This window comes from Streptomyces sp. NBC_01428, assembly GCF_036231965.1.
Taxonomy (GTDB): Bacteria; Actinomycetota; Actinomycetes; order Streptomycetales; family Streptomycetaceae; genus Streptomyces.
Genome location: NZ_CP109499.1, coordinates 3,297,523 through 3,313,505, shown reverse-complemented (window position 1 = coordinate 3,313,505; position 15,983 = coordinate 3,297,523). Strand labels below are relative to the sequence as shown.

Annotated in this window: 11 protein-coding genes and 2 pseudogenes; 7 read left to right on the top strand and 6 right to left on the bottom strand. The window is 70.2% G+C overall.

The window, feature by feature from the left end; genetic code table 11:
- Nucleotides 1–36: 36 nt before the first annotated feature.
- The 4 genes and pseudogenes from OG406_RS14165 to OG406_RS14150 form a co-directional block, all read right to left on the bottom strand.
- Nucleotides 37–903: a transferase gene (locus OG406_RS14165; RefSeq protein WP_329186042.1), complete on the bottom strand. Its 867-nt coding sequence runs from the start codon at nt 901–903 to the stop codon at nt 37–39.
- On the bottom strand, nt 900–2,189 hold the full coding sequence (locus tag OG406_RS14160; RefSeq protein ID WP_329186041.1) for a glycosyltransferase family 4 protein: 1,290 nt from the start codon (nt 2,187–2,189) through the stop codon (nt 900–902). Before OG406_RS14160 ends, OG406_RS14165 begins: the two co-directional genes overlap by 4 nt.
- Nucleotides 2,190–2,730: 541 nt before the next feature.
- Nucleotides 2,731–3,474, bottom strand: a complete 744-nt coding sequence (locus tag OG406_RS14155) for a hypothetical protein (protein WP_329186039.1) — start codon at nt 3,472–3,474, stop codon at nt 2,731–2,733.
- 786 nt (nt 3,475–4,260) lie between these two features.
- Nucleotides 4,261–5,084 (bottom strand): annotated as a pseudogene (locus OG406_RS14150) (IS110 family transposase); the annotation flags it as partial.
- A 473-nt stretch (nt 5,085–5,557) separates the two neighbouring features.
- Between OG406_RS14150 and OG406_RS14145 the strand changes: the two are divergent.
- From OG406_RS14145 to OG406_RS14125, 5 genes are all read left to right on the top strand, one after another.
- Nucleotides 5,558–6,232 carry a hypothetical protein gene (locus OG406_RS14145; RefSeq protein ID WP_329186037.1) on the top strand — a complete coding sequence of 225 codons (675 nt, stop codon included), beginning with the start codon at nt 5,558–5,560 and terminating at the stop codon, nt 6,230–6,232.
- Complete coding sequence (locus tag OG406_RS14140; RefSeq protein WP_329186035.1) at nt 6,229–8,286, top strand: helix-turn-helix transcriptional regulator; 2,058 nt, start codon at nt 6,229–6,231, stop codon at nt 8,284–8,286. The genes OG406_RS14145 and OG406_RS14140 overlap by 4 nt, the downstream gene beginning before the upstream one ends.
- An 87-nt stretch (nt 8,287–8,373) precedes the next feature.
- Nucleotides 8,374–9,936, top strand: coding sequence for a type I restriction-modification system subunit M (locus tag OG406_RS14135; RefSeq protein WP_329186034.1), 1,563 nt, complete (start codon nt 8,374–8,376; stop codon nt 9,934–9,936).
- A complete protein-coding gene (locus OG406_RS14130) occupies nt 9,933–11,153 on the top strand; it encodes a hypothetical protein (protein ID WP_329186032.1) in 1,221 nt (406 codons plus the stop codon). The genes OG406_RS14135 and OG406_RS14130 overlap by 4 nt, the downstream gene beginning before the upstream one ends.
- Complete coding sequence (locus OG406_RS14125; RefSeq protein WP_329186030.1) at nt 11,150–14,227, top strand: type I restriction endonuclease subunit R; 3,078 nt, start codon at nt 11,150–11,152, stop codon at nt 14,225–14,227. Before OG406_RS14130 ends, OG406_RS14125 begins: the two co-directional genes overlap by 4 nt.
- 43 nt (nt 14,228–14,270) lie before the next feature.
- Here the strand turns inward: OG406_RS14125 and OG406_RS14120 are convergent, their stop codons facing one another.
- Nucleotides 14,271–14,405 (bottom strand): DUF4253 domain-containing protein, encoded by a 135-nt coding sequence (locus OG406_RS14120; RefSeq protein WP_329186028.1) that lies wholly within the window; start codon nt 14,403–14,405, stop codon nt 14,271–14,273.
- The gene (locus OG406_RS14115) at nt 14,402–14,548 is read right to left on the bottom strand and encodes a hypothetical protein (protein ID WP_329186026.1); all 147 of its coding nucleotides are present in this window, start codon (nt 14,546–14,548) and stop codon (nt 14,402–14,404) included. Before OG406_RS14115 ends, OG406_RS14120 begins: the two co-directional genes overlap by 4 nt.
- A 149-nt stretch (nt 14,549–14,697) precedes the next feature.
- On the opposite strand from OG406_RS14115, the gene OG406_RS14110 reads away from it, so the two are divergent.
- On the top strand, nt 14,698–14,859 hold the full coding sequence (locus tag OG406_RS14110; RefSeq protein WP_329186025.1) for a hypothetical protein: 162 nt from the start codon (nt 14,698–14,700) through the stop codon (nt 14,857–14,859).
- 418 nt (nt 14,860–15,277) lie between these two features.
- Nucleotides 15,278–15,915: pseudogene (locus tag OG406_RS14105) on the top strand (transposase); the annotation flags it as partial.
- Nucleotides 15,916–15,983 lie beyond the last annotated feature (68 nt).

The following is a 15,983-nucleotide window of genomic DNA, read 5'->3' as shown; positions in this document are numbered from 1 at the left end:
AAGCACGGACATGGGTGTCGCAGCCGGGCGCGGGCGTCAGGCGGCCTGGGTCCGCGCGATCCCTGCCGTCCCTGCCGTCCCCGCGGTCCGTGCGATCCGGGCCACTTCCACCGACAGGTCGTTGTCCATGGTGTAGTACGGCCTGACCTCGCATCCGTCGACCTCGGCGGACGGGTAGACGAAGACCTCCTTGCGGTCGGCGACGTCGTCGAGAAGGCGCCCGACCCGGACAGCCGGCGCGGAGGCGGCCGGCCGTACGTGCACGTCCCAGACCCCGTCGCCGGACACGGGACCGGCCAACTCGTCGCAGCCGACCGTGAAGGAGAAACCGAGCCCGTCGTCCTCGACGCGCGGTTCGACCTTGCGGACCGTGTCGGTCCCGCGCACCCGCATACGTACGACGGCACCGGCGCCGAACGCCGCTCCGTGCAGCCGGCCCGTGACGTCGATCGTCCCGTCGTCGGTGACCACGATCCGGTCGGCCTCGGCGTGCGCGGCCCGCACCCACGTGCGGACCGAGAGATAGCCGGACTTGGTCACATACGGCACCCGCACCTCGACGGGTGAGGACCGGTCCCGGGCGCCACCGTCGACGAGCACCCGCAGGTCCCTCGGCCCCGGGCGCAGCCGCTGCCGCTCCCCGTCCGGCTCGTCGAGGAGATAGACGTCCCAACGCCCCTCGGCGAGCGCCGTGTTGTCGTCCAGGACGCCCACAAGACGTCCGTTCCCGGAAGGCTCCAGGTCGAGCACGTGCGGCGCCTTCTCCGGCTGTCCCTTCTTGGGCCGCGGCTGCAGGAGCAGTCGGGGACGGCCGGCCGAAGGCAGCCGCACACCGAAGGTGATCCGTCCGTCGGCGTCCACCGTGCACCCGACGCGGGGCTCCGGCTCGATCGACGTGGTCATAGCTCCACCTTCCGGCTCAAGTCGTCATCGCTGCTCATACTGCTGTTCATGCCCTTGTTCTTCCGGGCGTCACGGGCGTCGCGGAAGGCGAAACGCCGGGCCACGAGGCTCTGGTAGAGCCCGTCACGGCGCGGCTCGGCAGGCCGTCCCTCCCGCTTCGCGGCCAGCACCTCGGTGAAGAACCGCTCGGCCTGCTCGACCACGGGCTCGGGCGCGAAGCGGCGGGAGTTCTCCCGGGCGGCCTGGCCCATACGCCGGCGTCTCTCGTCGTCGTTCACGAGCTCCAGCAGGGCCGCGCCGAGGGCCTTCGGGTCCCCGACCGGAACCAGCCGGCCGTCGACACCGTCGCGGATGATCTCGCCGGGACCGTGCGGACAGTCGGTGCTCACGACGGGCAGACCGTTGCGCATCGCCTCGACGATCGTCATGCCGAAGGCCTCGAAACTGGAGGAGGCCGCACCGATCGACGCCTTCACCCATTCCCCTTCCATGTGGGGCACCGCCCCCATGAGGAACACGTTGTTGACGAGCCCGAGGTCGGTGATGATCTCCCGCAGCCGGGCGTGTTCCTGACCCTTGCCGTAGATACGCAGCTGCCAGTCGGGACGTTCAGCGACCACATGGGCGAACGCCTGAACGAGCAGGTCGTACCGCTTCACCCGGACCAGCCGGCCGGCGGCCACGACCACCTTCGACGTCCCGTCGGAGGGCGGCAGTTCAGGGTCGGGGACGCTGTTGGGGAGCGACTCGACCCGCACCCCGGGCAACCGCATCTTGCGCGCGTAGGAGGCGGCGTCGGCGGAGGTGACGGTGGTGAGCGCGTCGAGCCGCCGATAGGCACCCCGGAGGACCGTGCGCAGCTCGGGCGAATGACTGTCGAGCGTGAGGTGCTCCTGCCCGACCCGAACGACCCGCTCGGGACCCTGGAGGGCGAGATGCACGTTGAGCCCGGGCCGCGTCCCCACGACGACATCGGCGTCGACCTTGTCCAGGAACGCCGCGATGCGCTGATCGGTCAGCTCGCTGTACTGCCCGTACCGCCGCTCCGAGTCCGGAAACACCCGCGCGGGCCGCAGATGCAGCGGATGCTCCTTCTCCTCCCGCAGATCGACCAGCCCACGCAACGAGACCCGGTGATCCAACACGAGGCTCGGACGCTCCCGCGTCCGCAAGACCGAAACAACCTCCACACTGTGCCGCTCCGCCAACGCAGCGGCCAGATTGAAGGTGGTACTGATCGTGCCTCCTATCCCATAGGCGTTATGGATCAAGAACGAGATCTTCATGCCGTACTAGACGAACGCAACCCCCAAAGGGTTGCCGTTCGATACCAATCCTTACCCGTGCCACACCTCGGGGCGTGATGTTCCGGTTGGGGGAGGGGGTGAGGACGAAGACGGACGACTGTGACGGTCGGGGCGCTCGTATGCCCGGGCACCCGAGCGGATCGAACGGTGAGAGGCCGGCGGAGACCGCGCCGGCGCGCCACGAAAGGCGCGGTCCACTCTCGGCCGACCCGCCGCCTGTCGCCCGCACGACCTTCGCTGCTCCGCTCTGTCTCCCTTGCTCGACGCGGAGGGCGAGCTGGGAGACCGCTGAGCGAGTGGGCGACAGCGTGAAAGTCAGGCTTGACCGCTCTACGGAACTGTCTATGCGGCGCCCGGATGCGGCGAACCGTGGGACGAATGTTCTGCGGGGTGAGAGCGGATGGCCGATGGACGGGATCCCGGATCCTCCGGACAGGGGATGGCGCCAGAGGCGCCGTCACTCAGGATCGTGAAGGCTTGGGGCGGCCTCCCGGAGGCGGTCGCCCCAAGCCTTCAGCGGCTACTGCGAGTTGTACGCCTTGATGCTCACGGCCGGGCCATAGGAGTTGCGTGCCACCGCGGTAGCAGCCTTCCCACGCACGTGGACGATCGCTGTGCCGTGGGCCGGCACCTTCGTCAGGCCGCCGATCGCGGTGACCTCGACGGCTTGTTGCGTGACGCCCTTAGGCGGCTGGTCCCACACCACGTAGGCGATCCGCACCGAGACGGGGATGCCGTCCTCGTTGGTCAACTTGACTGCCGAGAAACGCTCGAACCTGGTGATCTCGTGCCCGCGGCCGTCCAGCGCCTGCGTCGTCACGGGGTGCCGCCCGGCTGGAATGGAAGCGACGGTCATGCGCCTGACTGTCACACGGACGTCCGCCACGTCGTGTTGACCTGGACCTGAAAACCGCAGGATGTCCAAGCTCGCTCCGTACGGAGCCACCAGTTCCCCTCGGTCGCTTCCGTAGATCGTGCTCACCTTCACCCCACGCAGCACACGATCATGCTTGTCCAGTGCCTTGAACGAGAGCAGGGGGACCACGGATGTCGGCAGATCGTTCGTGATCTGCAGGGTCTGATTGATGGTTTCGTCTTCGCCGGAGTCGCCGACGTACGCGAACGACAGCGCCGTGGACCCGAAATCCCCCTCACCGGAACGCTCAGCGCTGCTTGCGGTTCGCCCTTCCCCCGTATCTGCGACCGGCCTACAAGCCGACATGAGTGCCCCGCCCACAGCCATCGCCGCACTCGCGGCAACCATTCTTCGCCAGCCCACCTTCACAACCGGCCCCCTCCCTGTCGATCACTCTTGGCGGGGGACGCTATCCGACCGCGATCCACCACCCCACGGCACCCTCGACCTGCCCGTTCAGCCGATCCGCGGCCCCGCAAGAGGGCGCGTCACCGCCGCTCTGCTGGAGATGGGCAAGGGGGCGGCCCTAGGCACGGGCCGTTGCCACTAACAGGGCTGAGCTGCGCATCTGCTTCAAGCCTCTTCCACGCACACGCCAGAGGGGCGCCGAGGCAGGGCCGCTCAGGGTGGCATACGGCGTGCAGTGTCGTAGAGAGGGGGACACGTGGGCGCAACTGTTCCGCTGGTGACGGGGCTTTGGAACCTTAGGGAGGGCACATCCTGCAGGAGTCGAACCTGCGCACACGGTTCCGGAGGACGTGGGAATCCCGGGCGTTTCCCCAGGTCAGCGGCCTAACTGACGCCCCGTCGGGTCCGCCGCCCCGCGCATGTCCCACAGAAATGAAATAGCTTATTCGCTCGCCTTGTCCGGATCCTTCCCTGTGGTGGTCGATCCATGCAGCGTGACGTAGGTCACGACTCTTCGGACGAGCGTAGGGGTGTGTGGTGCGCCCCTCAATCGAACAGGGAGGCAGTTCGGAGCGCGCGGGCAAGCCAAGTGGGCCGGTTGTGCGCCGGGCTCGGCGGGAGGCCCTCCCCCGTGGTGTCGGGCGAGTGGCCTCCGGCGGATATGTCCCGCCAGTTATCGTCCGCGTGCCCTGAGGGCATGCGGTTGTGCTGGCTGTCGGTTGCGTCTCTAGGGGCGTGTTCGCCGTGGATCGAGGTCCCCGATGACTTGGTTGTCGGGGCAAGGCCGGCGTAGGAAGCGAGGTGGGCGGCGGTGGGGAAGCTGGTGCCGTCGCCGACGGTGACCAGCAAGGTGGCGGTGGTCCAGACCGTGCCCCCCGGCATCAAGGTCAGGACCTTGGAAAGGCAGTGGTCCTCCAGCAGGGCATTGATCTGGGTTTCCAGGGCCCGGCGTTGTTTGTGGACGGCCGTGAGCGGGCGGGCCAGGAAGGCCCCACGACGTCGAGGGTGCCGGTCCCCAGGACCACGACGGTCTGCTCGTCCCGTGCGTCGAGGACATCGTTGATCAATTGCTGGGCCACGCGCGGGGCCTTGGGCCGGACGGCTTCGACGAGTCTGCGGCGGCCGGCCTTCCGTAGTGCGGCCGTGGAGTCATAGCGTTTCAGCGGCCAGGTCACTGCGGGGTGGTCCAGGCCGGGGTCGAGGACGCGTTCCAGGCCGGGGTGAAGCTGGGTGAGCAGGCCGCGTATCCGGTTGCGGGTGGCCTCGGCCGCGAGGTCCTGGTCGAAGCCGATGAGCACAGTGATCTCGTCGGTCGGTTCCAGCGAGCGCAGGGTGTGCGGCATGGTGCGGGCAGCGTCCGCGATCACCGCAGTGTCCTTGGCGTCGGTTTCCGCCTCGCCCGGGTAGAGGTCGGCGATCCGGCACATGGCGAGTCCGGGCATGTAGGCGACCTTGCAGCGTGCGTCGCGGGCGACGGTGAGCGGTAGGGCTCCGATGGAGGTGGCCTGGTCCACGATCACCAGCACGCCGCTGAACTTCGCGGTCAGCTGGCGAGCGGGGCATGGGCCGGTAGTCCTTCCCCCTCGATGTGAGAGGAGGGGCATGGTGCAGCAGCTTGCTGCTGCTGACCGCGGCCCAGATAACCCTGCCAGCCCCTCGCCCGGCTGTACGGGAGGGCTAGCGCTTACGGGTCTGTTGCTGCTCGCCCGTAGCGAGCTGCTGCTGAGAAGTGGGCTTCTCAGGTCTGGGTATCTGTAAACATGGCACCGGCGGTGGCGGCGCTGCTAGCGTTGGCCTTGGTCGAAGTGGTGAACGTTGCCCAACCTCAACGACTGTGTCCCGGGATACAGCTATGCCCCGGAGTCCGCCTGATCGCTGCGGGCGGACCTCGGGGCAGGGAGCCAGATCATGATTCTTGCCTCGGGCTGTGTGCAACCAGGTGCAGTGACAGAAGTTCCAAGGCATACGCAGAAAAATTTAGCACAGCTATCTGCCATCTGCGTCGGACACAGGGGGCGCAGTGATGCGGAGTGACGAGCAGGAACTGGTATGGGCCATGTCGGCGGAGCGCTTTCAGCCGTTCCTCGCGGTATGCGGGGGCGATGTCACGGTGGCGCTGCGCCTGTATGCGTGGGACGCCGAGGTCAGCCGGGCTTTACACAGCATCTTGCGGGATCTGGAGATCTGCTACCGCAACGCCGTCCACCGGCAGCTCGCGGGAAAGTATCGCCGGGACGACTGGTGGAACGACCGGCGCATCCGACTGCACCAGGTCGGCCAGGGCAACATCGCCGATGCCCGGGACAAGCTGCGCACGATGCGCCAGCCGGATGCTCCCTGTGACGTCGTGGCGCAGTTGTCGTTCGGCTTCTGGGTTGGCCTCTTCGCCAGAGGCGAAGGGCGCCACTACGAGATGCAGCTGTGGAACGCGTCGCTTCAGCACCTCTTTCGAGCGCACGGTGTCCGCCGCGATGAACTGCACGTGGAGTTGAAGAGACTTCTGAAGCTGCGGAATCGGGTCGCCCACCACGAGCGCGTCTTCCACATGGAGTTGGAGGACCGCTTCGCCGCCGCGCTCACGTTGATGGGCTACGTCAGCCCCGAGACGGCCGCGCTGCACGAGAAGTTCGGCCAAGTGCCGCAGGTGCTGGCCCGCAAGGAACGAGTGTTGTCCGGAGAGGAGGAGATTCGGCTGTGAGCCAGGGGAACCAGCGGACGCGCACGAACCAGAACCGGTTCAAGCCGGTGACACTCGGCGAGATCAAGGAACTCACCAGCGTGGGCCGCCCCACCGTGAGCAACTGGCGCCGTCGGCACGCGTCCTTTCCGGCTGCGATGGGCGGCACCGAGAACAAGCCGCTGTTCGACGCGGAGGAAGTCGCCGAGTGGCTGGACACCCGGCCCGTCCCCGACGCGGAACGGCGGGAGGACGGACGTATGCCGACGTACGGAGACCGGTTCCGGGAGGCTCTCCGGTTGCGGCGGTTGGTCGCGTTGAAGCACGACGGCATCTCGGCGGAGACGCTGATCAGGTCCGCCCTGTCGCTGATCGCGGATACGGCAGCGGGTAACCGGCGGGCTCCGGCCGCGGGTGGACAGCTCGAACAAGCGGTGGAAGAGCTGTTGGACGGTACCGAGACACCGGGCGCCGCCGCCGACGCGGTGCTCGGCTTGGCCGGCCGGCTCGAATCCGACCTGGCCATGGACGCCACTCCGGCGGTGGTGGCGGAGCTGATCGGTGCGCTGGTCCGCCGTCGCGAGGCCGAATGTGCCCGCCCCTCCGTGATCAACCTGCACGCTGGCACGGGAGACCTGCTCTTCGCCCTCGACCGCGGTCGGCACGACCGGATCACCGCGATGGAGGCGGACGGGCTGCGCCGTGAACTGCTGGGCCACCGTCTGCTGGCGCACGGTGTGCGGGGCGTCGACCTGTACGCCGACGTCGCGGCGCTGCGGGCCGGCGGGCGCACGGCGGCCGACGTCGTCGTCGTCGACCCGCCCTATGTGGCGGGCGAGCGCGAGACGGACGAGGACGGGCCGCTGAGCCGGGCCGTCGAGGCGCTGGGGCTGCTCGGGCCCGGTGGCACCGCGTACGTGGTCGTGCCGTCGTGGACGCTGGCCCGTCGCAGGACGGGCGTCCGCAGCCCGAACGTCCGGCTGCGGGAGCACCTCCTCATGGAGGACGCGGTGGCCGGCATCGTCCAACTCCCGCGCCGCATCCATCCGTTCCGCACCGGTGCGGAACTCGCCCTGCTGGTCCTGCGCCGGGACGCAGGGCCAGCCGAGCGCGGCCTGACGCGGGTCGTGGACGGCGACCGGATCGCGCTGCGGACGGGGCTGGGGCAGCGCTGGGCCGAGTTCGTCACCGACGCGCTGAGCACGGCGGACCTCCCGGCGTCCGAAGAGGTCCGTGACATCCCGGTGACGGCCGCGAGCCCGCGCGGGGAGCAGCTGCTGGACGGCCGGTCCCTGCTGCCCGCCCACCGACTGGCCTCCCCCGAGCCGGGACTCGACCACTTCGGGGCGTCCCTGGACGCCCGCCGAGAGGCGGCGGCGGCGCTGCCCGACCTGCGGGAGTGGATCGGCGGCTTGGGCATCGCCAAGCGGGAGAACCCGGTGCCGCACCGCCGGCTCGACGAGCACGTGCGGGCCGGGCAGTTGAAGCTGCTCCCGGGGCACCGCATCCACTCCGAGGACATCGCCGACGAGGGCCTGGTCGTCATCGGCCGGGAGGAGATGCTGGGCACACTGCCGATCGGTCGGCGGCGTATCGCGCCGGAGGCGCTGGCCGGCTACCCGCAGGCGGCGGTGACCGAGCGTGGCGACGTCCTGCTGCTCACCGAGCACGGGGTGCGCACCCATGTGGACGACGTGGGCGGCTGCGTCCTGCTGGCGCCGGTGCAGGGCCTGCGGATCACCGCGTACGCGCAGCACCAGCAGCAGCAGCGGGCGACGGGCGGCCCGGCCGGCGGTCTGTGGATCGGCCCGCACCCGCTGGCCCGGCTGCTGGCCGCGCCCAGGAACCAGCAGCGCAGCAGCGGTTCGCTGGTGCGGCGGGTGAGCGTACGAGACATGGACCTGCCGCAGCTGCCGCCCGAGGAGATCACCGAACTGGAGGCCGTCCTCGCCGAGACCGACCGGCACCGCGCCGAGGTGCGGCGCCAACTGGACGCGCTGGACGCGCTGGCCGAGCGGCTCGCCGCCGGGGTCGCCGACGGCGCGCTGGCGTTGCGGCGGCGGCCGAGCCGGTAGCCGGTGGTCCCATGGGGGAAGCACGAAGTCGAACACGAGAGAAGCGAGGCAGCTGTGCCGCCACGGAAGAAGCGGTCCCCGGAGGAGATGAAAGACATCCTCTGGCGTGCCGCCGACAAGCTGCGCGGCAGCTTGGACGCCGCCGCCTACAAGCACTTCGTGCTGGGCCTGGTCTTCCTGAAGTACGTGTCTGCGGCGATGGCCGAGCGGCGGCGGCAGCTGGAGGCCGAACTGCGCGCGGAAGGCGGATGGGAGGAGGCCGGACTGCTTGCGACTCTGGAGGAGCGCCGTGAGTACACGGGCTCCGGCGTCTACTACGTGCCCCCGGCCGCCCGTTGGGAGAGCGTCGTGGACCTGGCGCGGGGTACAGGGGGCGGGGCTGGCATCGGCGAGGCGATCGACTCCGCGATGCGCGCGATTGAGGGCTACAACCCGGCCCTGCTCGGGACCCTCCCGAAGATCTATGGCGACAGCAGTGTGGACGGGCGGCGCCTGGCCGACCTCGTGGAGCTGCTCGACCGCGTGGTGTTCCAGGAACAGGCCGGCGGGCCCGGCGCCCCGGACGTCGTGGGCGAGGTCTACGAGTTCTTCCTCGCCCGGTTTGCCGCCTCTGAGGGGCGCAGGGGCGGTGACTTCTTCACCCCGGCCAGTGTCGTCCGGCTGCTGGTGGAAGTTCTCGGACCGCGGGAGGGCGAGCGGGTGTACGACCCGGCGTGCGGCTCCGGCGGCATGTTCGTCCAGACGGCGCACTCGGTCAGAACCCACGGCGGTGACTGGCTGAACGTGGCGTTCTACGGTCAGGAGCGGAACGCCACCACCTGGCGGCTGGCCCACATGAACCTGGCCGTCCACGGGATCGAGGCCGGTCTCGGCATCGGGCCGGCCGACGTCTTCCGCGACGACCGGTACCCGGACCTCAAGGCACAGGTCGCGCTGGCCGCCCCGCCGTTCAACCTCTCCGACTGGGGCGGCGACTTCCTGGCGATGGACCGGCGCTGGGTCTACGGCACCCCGCCGGTCAACAACGCGAACTACGCGTGGCTCCAGCACACGGTGAGCAAGCTCGCCCCGGGCGGGCGGGCGGGCGTGGTGCTCGCCAACGGGTCAATGAGCAGCAGGCAGTCCGGTGAGGGGGACATCCGCCGGGCGATGCTTGAAGCGGACCTGGTGGCCTGCGTGATCGCGCTACCGGGCCAGCTGTTCCGCACCACCGCCATCCCGGCGTGCGTGTGGCTCCTCACCGATGGCAAGGGGCGGGGCTCGGGCTGGGCGCGGGAACGTGGCGGCGAGGTGCTGTTCGTCGATGCCCGGGAACTGGGGTTCATGGCGGACCGCACCCTGCGGGGGCTGACCGACGAGGAGATCGTCCGTATCGGCGACCGGGTCCGTGCCTGGCGCGGCGAGCCCGGCGCCGGCACGTACGAGGACCAGCCGGGCTTCTGCGCGAGCGTGCCCCTGTCCGCCATCGCCGAGCAGGACTTCGTCCTAACCCCAGGCCGGTACGTCGGCACGGCCGAGGCCGCGGCGGACCCGGACGCCGAGCCGCCGGACGCGAGAGTCGCCCGACTGACCGCCCTGCTGCGCGAGCAGTTCGCCGAGTCCGAGCGACTGGCGAAGGCCGTCGACGCGCAGTTGCGGAGAGTGTCGTGACGGCCGTCCGCATGCGGCCCCTGAAGGACTTCGCCGTGCCGGACGGCCTCGTCGGCGGACCGCTCGGTGCCCGCCTCGGAAAGCGGGACTTCGTCCCGGAGGGGGTCCCGGTCGTCCGCGGCCAGAACCTGGCTGGCGGCGGGTACTTCTCGTCGGCCGGTCTCGTCTACGTCCCGGCCGACCGCGCGGACGGCGCACTCGCCCGCCACCTCGCCGTTCCGGGCGACCTCGTCCTCACCCAGCGCGGTACGCTCGGTCAGGTGGGAATTGTGCCCGCCGGAATCCATGACCGGTACGTCTTGTCGCCGGCCCAAGCGCGGATACGGGTGGACCCGGACCGGGCGGACATCAGGTTCCTCTACTACTGCCTCCTGGACCCGGGCATGGTGGCGCTGATCCGTTCGCGTGCCGTGACCACGGGGGTTCCGCACGTCACCCCGGACATCCTCGGCGATCTCCCGGTCCCCGCCCGGCCGCTGCCGGAGCAGCGGGCCGTTGCCGATGTCCTCGGGGCACTGGACGACAAGATCGCCGCCAACGAGCGCACGGCCGAAACCTGCCTTGAGCTGGCCGGCGCCTCGTTCGCGGCGGCGTCGTTGGGCCCCCCGCAGCGGTTGGGCCAGGTCGCGGAACTGCACGACGGGCCGCATGCCACGCCGGTGAAGACCGCATCCGGCCCTTGGTTCCTCAGCATCAGCAGCCTGGACGTCGGCCGCCTGGACCTGGCTGCCTCCGCCCACCTGTCCGAGGAGGACTTCGCCAGCTGGACCCGGCGCGTCAGACCACGGGCCGGCGACGTGCTGTTCTCGTACGAGACCCGGCTCGGCCACGCGGCGCTCATGCCGCCCGGTGTCCGCGCGTGCCTGGGCCGCCGGATGGCACTCCTACGGGCGAAGACCCCTGCGGCGGGCGGCGCGCTGCTCCTGCACGCCTACCTCAGCCCCGCGTTCCAGGACGAGATCGGCCGCCGTACCCTCCACGGCACCAGTGTGGACCGGCTTCCGCTAGGGGACATGCCCGGCTGGCCCCTTCTCCTTCCGACCGAGGGCGAGCGGGCCGGGCTGTCCGCGAGACTGGACGCCCTGCACGCGAGCGCGGCGCAGACCGCGGCCGAGAACCGTACCCTCGCAGCACTGCGTGACACCCTGCTCCCCGGGCTGGTCTCCGGCCGGTTGCGGGTCGGGGACGCGGCCCGCGCGGTGGGGGAGGCAGGATGAGCGAGCACGGCGCGGGCACCGCAGGGCCGACCGAGCGGGAGCTGGAAGGGCACACCCTCGAACTGCTCGGCGAGTACGGCTGGCGGCCGGTCGACGGGGCCGAACTCGGTCCGTCCTCCGGGGAGCGGATCGACTGGGACGACCTGGTCCTGCGTCCGCGCCTGAGCGAGGCGATCGGGCGGCGCTACCCGCACCTGCCCGAGCGGTCCGTGGACGACGCGGTCGCCCAACTGCTGGAACGGGCCACTGGGAACGACCTCCGCGAGAGCCACAGGTTCCACCAGCGGCTGGTCAGCGGCGTCGGCGTCCCGTACTCGGACGCGGCCGGCGACGCGGAACGGCACACGGTGGTTCGGCCGGTCGATTTCTCCGACCCATACGCGAACGATCTGCTTGCCGCCCGCCAGGTCAAGGTCCGTAGCGCCCAGGACCGCGTTGTCGTCTTCGACATCGTGCTGTACGTCAACGGCCTGCCCCTCGCGGCCGTCGAGCTGAAGCGGACCGGCGGCCGGGACGGCGCCCGCGACGCGTACGACCGGATCCAGGGCTACCGCCGCGATCTGAAGGAGACGGGCACGTTCGCGAACGTCCTGGTGACCCTCGTCTCCGACGGCACGACCGCCCGGATGGGCACCCCGTTCACTGCCTGGGACCACATGGCGCCCTGGCACGCCGACCCCGACGGCGCGCTGCTGCGCCGGAGGGAGCGGCAGGACGGGCGCGCCTTGGAGCGGATGCTGCTCGGCGCCTTCGAACCCGCCCGGCTCCTTGATCTAGTGGCCAACTTCCTGTCGTACTCCGCGCGCCGGACGGGCGCGGTGGACACCGTCACCCTCGCCAGGGCCCACCAGTTCTTCGCCGTCAACGCGGCGGTCCGCGCCACCGAGACTGCCGTCGCGACGGACGGCAAGGCAGGGGTCGTCCGGCACGCGCAGGGCGCGGGCCGGAGCCAGGAGATGCTGTTCTACGTCGGCAAGGCCGCGCGGGCGCCCGAACTGCCGCACCCGATGTTCGTCGTCCTCACCGACCGTGTCGACCTCGGCAACCGGCTCTACGCGACCTTCACCGCCAGCTGTACCCTGCTGGCGGCGATCGGCGGCGGCGTCGAATGGGCCCAGGACAGCACGCAGCTGCGGCAGTTGCTGCGGCGCCACGCCCACAGCGGTGTCGTATTCGCGACCGTGCAGAAGTTCCGCCTCACCCACGAGGAACGTGACGCGGGTGCCCGCCATCCGCTGGTGTCCGCACGCCGCGACGTCATCGTCGTGGTCGACGAAGCCCACCGCGGACAGAGTGCCCTGCACGCCCTCAACCTGCGCGAGGCGCTTCCGAACGCCACCTTCATCGCGTTCACCGCCACCCTGGCCGACGACCGGAACGGGCGCACCCACGCCGTGTTCGGCGACACCATCCACACCTACGACTTGGCGCAGGCAGTGGACGACGGCGCGACCGTGCCCGTTTTCTACGAGTCGCGCCCGATCCGGACGCCGCCCGAGGACGTGGACTTCGACCTCGACGTCGGTTTCGTTCCCGATGCCGCTGACTTGGCCGCTTCTCCCGCGAGGACCGAGGCGCTGGCTCGGGACGTCCTCGCGCACTGGGATGTGCGGCGCACCGAGATGGCCAAACTCACCGGCCGGCCCGGCAAGGGCATGGTGGTGACCTCGTCACGGCTGGCGGCGGCGCGGCTGTTCGAAGCGTTCGCGCGGCTGCGGCCGGAGTGGACCGGCGGCCGGGACCCCCGGACGGGGCTGCTGTCCGACACCGGCGGGCGGGTCCGGGCGGCCGTCACGGGCCACATCGGGGACTCCGCCGAGATCGCGGACCACGTCCGTACCCCGGAGGGGCTGAGGACGATCCAGCGGCGGATCGTGGACCCCGACGACGAACTGGAACTGGTCATCGTCCGGTCGCTGTGGCTGACAGGCTTCGACGCCCCGCCGCTGCACACCCTCTACCTGGACCAGCGGATGCGCGGCCCCGCGCTGCTGGAGGCCGTCACCCTGGTGAACCGCACGTGGGACGGCAAACCGTCCGGCCTGGTCGTGGACTACCAAGGCGTCGGCTCGCAACTCGCCGAGGTGCTGGCCGACGCCACTCGGCAGGACGGGGACGACGGCGCACCCGTCACGGACGTCGCGCACGCGGTGGACGCAGTACGGGACAACCACCGGCGGCTCCTGGACGTCCTGGCCAGCTGCCCGTGGCGGGAGATCCGCGACGGGAGCGGCCCGGACACGTACCGGGAGGCCGTGACGGCGGTACTGGACCACCTCGCCGCCCCCGAGCCCGGCACGCGGCCGGGAACGGCCCTGCGCGGCGACCGGTTCACGCGGCACGTGGACCTGCTGCGTGGTGCGTTCTCGCTTTGCCCGGCGGACGCCGGGGTGCGGGACCTGCTCGTGGACATCCGCTTCTTCGAGGCCGTGTGGACCGCGCGGGAGAAGCTGGCCGGGTCCGCCGACGACACCGGCGCCCCGGCCGACCTGTACGCCGCCGCCGGCCTGGCCGGAGCGGACCTCTCCCGCCCGGACGACGGGCTACTGGACCGGCTCCGGGCGAGCCGGCGCCCGCACCTCGCCGTCGAGGCGCTGCACCGCACGCTGGTCAGGGACATCCGGCAGGCGCACCCGGACAACGTCGTCCGCCAGGAGGCCCTCACCGCGAGGACGCGGCAGGCCGTGGACCGCTACGCCAACGGCCTGGTGACGGCCGCCGAGGTCATGGCGTCCCTGGTCGCCCTGGCCCGCGAGGTGTCCGACGACCGTGCGCGGGCGCAGCGGCTGGAACTGACCGAGGACGAACTCGCCTTCTACGACGCGCTCGTGGTCGACCCGCTCGTGACCGACATGATGGGGGCGGCGGTCCTGGTCCGGCTCGCGCGCGAGCTGTACGGCCAGGTCAGGAGTGTCACCACGGTCGACTGGCGCCTGAAGAACCAGGCTCGGGACCGCGTCGTGGCCCGTGTGCTGCGGCTGCTGCGCAGGCACGGCTACCCGTCCGACCAACTCCAGGCGGCTGTCGAGCGGGTGCTAAGGCAGGCAGAGGAGCAGGCCGACGAGTGGACGTGACGCGCCGCTCCGGTCGGTTGACGGCGCGCCTGGCCGCGTGCCGTCAGTCCCACCAGAAGTGCCAGACGTGGCGGTCCAGGACTGCCTTGGCCGCGTAGGTGCGAAGGGTTTCGTGGTGGCCCTGGATGTTGTCCGGGCAGAAGGCGTAGTGCTCGGCGGTGACCGCCTCGGCCTTCAACAGGTGTGGGGCGGGGCGGCCACCCAGACGGTGAGGATGTCGTAGCCGAGGCTCTTCGACCAGGCGTAGGAGGTCGTCGGCTGTGTAGCGTCCGCTGGTGAGGGCGGCGTGGCCTGCGCGCCGTACCGGCCCCCGGACGTCACCAGGTCTCCAAGGACGTTGTCGGCGCCGTGGCACAGGGGCAGAAGACCGCCCACAAGGACCTACGGCTGGTCACCGGCGAACTGCACAGGCTCTATCGGGACGCCGGTGCCCCGACCGACATCGAAACCTCCATCGCCCGCCCCGACAGGTGCTGGTCATCGGAAACCTCAGCGAGGTCACTGACCGGAGCGCGACGAACCCGGAGAAGATCACCTCCTTCGAGCAGTACAGGCGACCTATCAAGGACGTCGAAGTCATCACGTTCGACGAGCTCTATGAACGGACCTGCTTCATCGTGGAGGACCGCTGAGGCGCACCCGACCGCGCCAAGGCGGGACCCTGGTCGCTCCCCTGGCTCCGGTTATGACCGCAAATGGTGCGCGGCTGGGCGGTCAGCGGACGCAGCAGACATGGGGGCGTACTGCTGTCGGGCGGGCGAGAACGCCTTCGCGAGACTGTGCCGAATCTGGTCCGGGAAAGTGCAAACGGCCTGTTTCTCCGTGTCCCTTCTGGCCGTCCCGCCTGGCAAAAAACGCAGGTCAAAGTACCCCTCCCTGAGAGTGACGGATCCGCCGTGCGGCTTTCCCTCCTGTATATTTCCCGCAGGAATCAATTTCGTGGGATCGTACAGTTGGGATTTCGTCCGCCCAGCCATGGAAAATCCCTGATCAGGGCTATGAGGGGTCGAGTGGTTACGGCCATGGAGGCCGTCCAGTTCCCGTGCGTTTTCGCAGGCAGAGGACGGCGCCGGCTGGCTCGCCTTCCTGCGCTCCCTCGTCGCCCGCGGCCTGCCAGGCGTCCGACTGGTCGTCTCCGACGCCCATGCCGGCCTGGTCAACGTGATCGGCGCCACCCTGCCCGGTGCGAGCTGGCAGCGATGCCGCACCCACTACGCTCGCGCTTTGCTGAGCCAGGTCCCCAAGTCGGCCCAGCCCTGGGTCACCACCCTGCTGCGGACCGTCTTCGAACAACCCGACACCGACGCCGTGAAGGCCCAGATGCGGCACGTCCTGGACGCTCTGGAGGTCAAGTTCCCCAAAGCAGCCACCACTTGGATGCCGCCCAGCACGACGTCCTGGCGTTCACGGTGTTCACGGCGTTCCCGCGCGAGAGCTGGCGGCAGATCTGGTCGAGCAACCCGCAGAAACGACTCAACAAGGAGTTCCGCTGACGCACCGACGTGGTCGGCATCTCCCCTGACCGCACCGCCCTGATCCGCCTGGTCGGCGCGGTCCTGGCCGAGCAGAACGATGAATGGACCGAGGCCCGCCGCTACATGGGACTCGAAATCCTCGCCAAGGCCCGCCTCCACCCGATCGAGTCACAAACCGACGAGCCCGTCGTCCGGAGCGAACTCACCGCCTAGCCGCAAAACGAGATCACCGAGTGGCCGTCAATACACCACCTCGGCGGACGTGACCCATGGCGGGTGCG

Bases quoted from the DNA above. Each gene is read 5' to 3' on its own strand.
- OG406_RS14165 (WP_329186042.1), bottom strand. From the start codon at position 903: ATGACCACGTCGATCGAGCCGGAGCCCCGCGTCGGGTGCACGGTGGAC.
- OG406_RS14125 (WP_329186030.1), top strand. From the start codon at position 11,150: ATGAGCGAGCACGGCGCGGGCACCGCAGGGCCGACCGAGCGGGAGCTG.
- OG406_RS14160 (WP_329186041.1), bottom strand. From the start codon at position 2,189: ATGAAGATCTCGTTCTTGATCCATAACGCCTATGGGATAGGAGGCACG.
- OG406_RS14155 (WP_329186039.1), bottom strand. From the start codon at position 3,474: ATGGTTGCCGCGAGTGCGGCGATGGCTGTGGGCGGGGCACTCATGTCG.
- OG406_RS14135 (WP_329186034.1), top strand. From the start codon at position 8,374: ATGAAAGACATCCTCTGGCGTGCCGCCGACAAGCTGCGCGGCAGCTTG.
- OG406_RS14145 (WP_329186037.1), top strand. From the start codon at position 5,558: ATGCGGAGTGACGAGCAGGAACTGGTATGGGCCATGTCGGCGGAGCGC.